Source organism: Kineococcus indalonis, from assembly GCF_009906395.1.
In the GTDB taxonomy this organism is placed as follows: Bacteria; Actinomycetota; Actinomycetes; order Actinomycetales; family Kineococcaceae; genus Kineococcus; species Kineococcus indalonis.
Window position 1 is genome coordinate 1 of record NZ_JAAALM010000283.1, and the last position, 5,352, is coordinate 5,352.

Below are 5,352 nucleotides of genomic sequence, written 5' to 3' on the forward strand. Positions count from 1 at the left end.
TTCAACACCAAAGGAATTCCGAAGCGATCCCCCCACCCGGCGGACACCGGAGGAGAAGAACGCCACGGGGTTGATTGTTTGGCATCAACACTTGGCACACTGTTGAGTTCTCAAGAACCGGACGCACGAGCCCGGAGCACCCCCGCAGGAGCGACCCGAAGACCCCGCTTTTCGGCTTCACCACCCTACCCCGACCCCCACCGCGCTGCACACGAGCCGGCCAGGAGCCCCACAGGGCGACCCCACCACCATCGACCACCCACCGGACGCCCTGAAGCACCCAGCACGAGATCATCCAACAAGAGGGGGGTGACACCCGCGGACCAGGGACCGGCCGGTGACCCGTCCGTTCCTCCCCGCCGCGCGGTGTGAGCACCACGTTAACCACAGCCCACCACCGGGTCAAATCCCTGCGACACCACAGGACCCAGCACCGACCAGAGCTGCGGCTCACTGCAGGGCGGACGTCAGCCGAGCCAGGTTCTCCTTGATCACGTGCCGGCGCGAGCGCGCCAGCCACTGCTCCAGCGTCAGCTCGGTGCACTGCTCCCGGTAGCCGTCCTCGACCCGGCGAAGGTCCTGCACGAAGCTGCGCCCGCACACCATGAGCGTCAGCTCCAGGTCCAGCAGGAAGGAGCGCATGTCCATGTTGGAGGAGCCGATCACGGCGACGTCCTCGTCGACCGACATGTGCTTGGCGTGCAGCACGTAGGGCGCGGGGTAGCGGTGGATGCGCACCCCGGCGCGCAGCAGGTTCTCGTAGTAGGAGCACTCCGCGTAGTGCACCAGCGCCTGGTCGCCGTGCTCGGAGACGAACAGCTCGACGTCCACACCGCGCTCGGCGGCCGTGGTGATCGCGTTGAGCATCGACTCGTCGGGCACGAAGTACGGGCTGGTGATCGAGATGCGGCGCTGGGCCGAGTACAGCAGGACGTTGAACAGCTTGAGGTTGTTCTCCCCGTCGAAGCCGGGTCCGCTGGGCACCACCTGGCACTCCAGCCGGCCCGGTGACTTCGCGGGCGAGACCTCCGGACGCTCGGTCTCCAGCAGCTCGTCCGTCTCCGAGTACCAGTCGGTGGTGAAGATGGCGTCGACGCCGGAGACCACCGGGCCCTCCAGGCGGACCATGAGGTCCTGCCACTGCAGGCCCCGGCGCAGGTTGCCGCGCTTGTTGTAGCTGCGGTCCAGGACGTTCTGCGAGCCGATCCACGCCACGTCGCCGTCGACCACCAGCAGCTTGCGGTGGTTGCGCAGGTCGGGGCGCTGGTACTTCAGCTTGTGCAGCTGCACCGGCAGCATCGGGTGCCACTCGATGCCCGACTCCTCCAGGAAGCGCACCGTGCGGCGGTAGTGGGGGTAGCGGATGGCGCCCAGGTGGTCGATGAGCACCCGCACCCGCACCCCGCGCTGCGCGGCCCGGCGCAGCGAGGTGAAGAACGGCTCGCTCGTGGGGTCCAGGGTCATGATGTAGAACTCCACGTGCACCGAGGCGGTGGCCGCGTCGACGGAGCGGGCCATGGCCCGGATCGCCTCGTCGTAGTCCCCGAACAGCTCCGCGCTGTTGCCTCCCACCAGCGGCATGGAGCCGAGGGTGCGGTTGAGCTCCACGACGCCCTGCAACCACGGCGGCCACGGGTGGTCGGTGCTCACCAGGTCCATGCCCCGCGTGGAGTCCAGGATCAGCTGGTTGATCTCGCGCTGCTTGCGCCGCCGCGCCCGCGGCAGCTTGGGGTTGCCGATGAGCAGGAACGCCAGGACCCCCACGTAGGGGATGAAGAAGATCGCCAGCAGCCACGCCAGGGCGGAGCTGGGGCGCCTGTTCACCGGGACCACGGCGATCGCCGTGAGGCGGACGACGAGGTCCACCACCAGCAGGGCGACCGCCGACGCGGTGAGCGACGGCGCCCAGGCGGGCAGCGAGTCCAGCACCGGGCTCAGATCCGCACCACGCCGCGCGACGTCTCGAAGGTCACCGCGCGCAGCCCCGGCTGCCCCTCCGAGTCCGGGTCCAGCCACGTGAAGGCGACGCGGTCGGTGGTGAACTCGGGGGGCAGGCCCATCCAGCGGCGCACGCGCCGGGGGTCCCCCGCGATCGTCAGGCCCGCCAGCCGGGAGCCGCCGGCCAGCGCGATCGCGGAGGGGTGCTGCGTGGCAGGACCCTCCCACTCGATCAGCAGCGGCAGCTGCGGGTCCTCGCGCAGGCCGGGTGCGCCGATCTGGCGCCAGCGCAGCTCCACCCCGTCCGGGCGGCGGCGCACGCCCTCCTCGGCCTGCTCCCCCAGCCGGTGCTCGTAGGCGGCGAGGTCCTCCACGGTCACCGCCCACGTGAACCAGCCCCCGCCGGCCTCCGAGCGCCAGCGCACGGCCTGGCCGAAGACGGCCTTCTCGGCGACCGGGTGGTCCAGGACCTCGACGACCTCGACGTAGGCGCCGCCCGACAGCGGCAGGACGACGTTGCGGGTGCCGAACCGCGGGTGGGGCCCGCCGTCCACCACGCGCACGCCGAGCAGGGACGCCAGCCTGCGTGCGGTCTCGTGCAGGCCCTCGGGTCCGGCGGCGTAGCCGACGTGGTCGACGCGCATGTCCACAGCCTCTCAGGCGCCCTCGCCGTCCACCGCGCCGGTCCGCCCGCCCAGCCGTGTCGGCGCGGGGTGGCAGCATCGCGCCCGTGCCAGCAACCGCCCAGCCCGACGCCCCCGACGTGCCCGACGCCGCCAGCACCGCCGCGCTGCGCGAGGAGGCCGAGGAGGTGCTGCGCCGCCTGGTCGGCGACCCGTCCGCGCGGCTGCGCGAGGACCAGTGGACCGCCATCGAGGCGCTGGTCGCGCACCGCCGCCGCGCGCTGGTCGTGCAGCGCACCGGCTGGGGCAAGTCCGCGGTGTACTTCGTGGCCACCGCCCTGCTGCGGGCGCGCGGGGCGGGTCCGACGGTGATCGTCTCCCCGCTGCTGGCGCTCATGCGCAACCAGATCGCCGCCGCGCAGCGCGCGGGCGTGCGCGCGGTCACGGTGAACTCCACCAACGGCGAGGAGTGGGGCCGCGTCTACGAGGACGTGCGCGCCGGGGCCGTCGACGTGCTCCTGGTCTCCCCCGAGCGCCTGAACAACCCGGGCTTCCGCGACGAGGTCCTGCCGCCGCTGGCCGCCACCACCGGCCTGCTGGTGGTCGACGAGGCCCACTGCGTCTCCGACTGGGGGCACGACTTCCGCCCCGACTACCGCCGCATCCGCACGCTGCTGGCCGACCTGCCGGAGGGCATCCCGGTGCTGGCGACCACCGCGACCGCCAACGCGCGCGTCACCGCCGACGTCGCGGAGCAGCTGTCGGTGACGGGGACGCGCACCCTCGAGGACGTCCTGGTGCTGCGCGGCTCGCTGGACCGCGAGTCGCTGCGGCTGGCGGTGCTGCGGCTGCCCAGCCACGCGCACCGGCTGGCGTGGCTGGTGGAGCACCTGCCGCAGCTGCCCGGCTCGGGCATCGTCTACGTGCTCACCGTCGCCGCCGCCGCCGACGTCGCCGGCCACCTGCGCGCGCACGGCATCACGGCCGTCGCCTACACCGGGCAGACCGAGCCCGCCGAACGGCTGCAGGCCGAGGACGACCTCGTCCACGACCGCGTCAAGGTGCTCGTGGCGACCAGCGCGCTGGGCATGGGCTTCGACAAGCCGGACCTGGGGTTCGTGGTGCACCTGGGCGCCCCGTCCTCGCCCATCGCGTACTACCAGCAGGTGGGCCGCGCCGGGCGCGGCATCGACGACGCCTCGGTGCTGCTGCTGCCCGGCGCGGAGGACCGCGACGTGTGGCGCTACTTCGCCTCGGTCGGCTTCCCCGGCGAGCAGGACGTGCGCACCGCCCTGGCGGCCCTGGCGAAGGCCGGTGCGCCGCTGTCCACCCAGGCGCTGGAGACGCGGGTGGACCTGCGGCGCAACCGGCTGGAGGTCATGCTCAAGGTCCTCGACGTGGACGGCGCGGTGCGCCGGGTGCGCGGCGGCTGGGAGTCGACCGGCCGCGAGTGGCGCTACGACGCCGAGCGCTACGCGCGCGTGGCCGCCACCCGCGCCGAGGAGCAGCAGGCGATGCTGGACTACCAGAGCACCGGCGGCTGCCGGCTGGAGTTCCTGCGCCGGGCGCTGGACGACCCCGAGGCCGCGCCGTGCGGGCGCTGCGACAACTGCGGCGGGTTCGACGTGCCGCGGGACGTCGACGAGGACGCGGTGCGCCGGGCGGGCGACGACCTGTCCCGCCCGGGGGTGCCGCTGGAGCCGAAGAAGGTCTGGCCCACCGGCCTGGCCTCGCTGGGCGTGCCGCTGTCGGGGAAGATCGCGCCCGCCGAGCGCCCCGGGGAGGGGCGCGCCGTGGCGCGCACCACGGACCTCGGGTGGGGCTCGGCGGTGCGTGAGCTGTTCGCGCCCGGCGCCGCGGACCAGGAGACCCCGGTGCCGCTGCGGCGCGCGGCCGCCGCCGTGCTGGACGACTGGGCGCGCGAGCTCGGCCTGGAGGGCGTGGTGGCGATGTGCTCGGCGTCGCGGCCGCAGCTGGTGGCGCACCTGGCCGAGGGGCTCGCCCGCTACACCGGCCTGCCGCTGCTGGCCACGTTCGAGCTGCGGGACGGCGCGGGGCCCACGCCCTCCGACGTCAACTCCGCGCACCGCCTGGCGGCCGTCACCGACCGGTTCCGGCTGCCCGAGGAGGCGTCCGCGGCGGTGGACGGGCGCACCGTGCTGCTCGTGGACGACCGCACCCGCAGCGGGTGGACGCTGACGCTGGCCGCCCGCGAGCTGCGCCGCGCCGGCGCCGGGCAGGTGCACCCCTTCGTGCTCGCCGACGGCGACTGAGGGGCGGGGAGGACGCGGTGAGCGGGGAGGACGCGGGCGGGACGGGCGTGCGGGGCCGTGACGGCGCGGCGGGCGCGGGCAGCGGTGCGCCGCCGCGCGCGGCGGTGCGGCTGGGCATGGTGGTGCTGGACACCCCGGACCCGCGCGGGCTGGCGGAGTTCTACGCGCGGCTGCTGGGCTGGCGGGTGGACCCGCAGGACACCTCCGACGACTGGGTGAGCGTGCGCGGCGAGGGCGGCACCGCGCTGGGCTTCCAGCGCGCCGAGGGGATGCCGCGCCCGACGTGGCCGGAGGGCGGCGTGCACCAGCAGCTGCACCTCGACCTCGACGTGGACGACTACGACGAGCCCGAGGCGCGCGCCCTGGCGCTGGGGGCCACCGTCCTGGACGCCGGCCGCGACCACCTGGGCTTCCGCGTCTACGCCGACCCCAGCGGGCACCCGTTCTGCCTGTGCCGGCAGGTGCCGCCGCAGGGGGGCGGGGCGCGGGGCTGAGGCGGCGGGTCCCCACGGCGTGCG

At 74.3% G+C, this 5,352-nt stretch carries 4 protein-coding genes; 2 read left to right on the plus strand and 2 right to left on the minus strand.

The window, feature by feature from the left end; genetic code table 11:
• Positions 1 to 450: 450 nt before the first annotated feature.
• Both cls and GTR00_RS13810 read right to left on the minus strand, forming a co-directional pair.
• Positions 451 to 1,926 (minus strand): cardiolipin synthase, encoded by a 1,476-nt coding sequence (cls, locus tag GTR00_RS13805; RefSeq protein WP_166612189.1) that lies wholly within the window; start codon positions 1,924 to 1,926, stop codon positions 451 to 453.
• 8 nt (positions 1,927 to 1,934) lie between these two features.
• Complete coding sequence (locus tag GTR00_RS13810; RefSeq protein ID WP_166612188.1) at positions 1,935 to 2,582, minus strand: VOC family protein; 648 nt, start codon at positions 2,580 to 2,582, stop codon at positions 1,935 to 1,937.
• Positions 2,583 to 2,668: 86 nt separating this feature from the next.
• Here GTR00_RS13810 and GTR00_RS13815 point away from each other — a divergent pair, with 86 nt between their 5' ends.
• Entirely contained in the window at positions 2,669 to 4,834 is a 2,166-nt protein-coding gene (locus GTR00_RS13815; RefSeq protein ID WP_323132473.1) for a RecQ family ATP-dependent DNA helicase, read from the plus strand.
• A 17-nt stretch (positions 4,835 to 4,851) separates the two neighbouring features.
• The gene (locus tag GTR00_RS13820) at positions 4,852 to 5,328 is read left to right on the plus strand and encodes a VOC family protein (protein ID WP_323132474.1); all 477 of its coding nucleotides are present in this window, start codon (positions 4,852 to 4,854) and stop codon (positions 5,326 to 5,328) included.
• Positions 5,329 to 5,352: the final 24 nt, after the last annotated feature.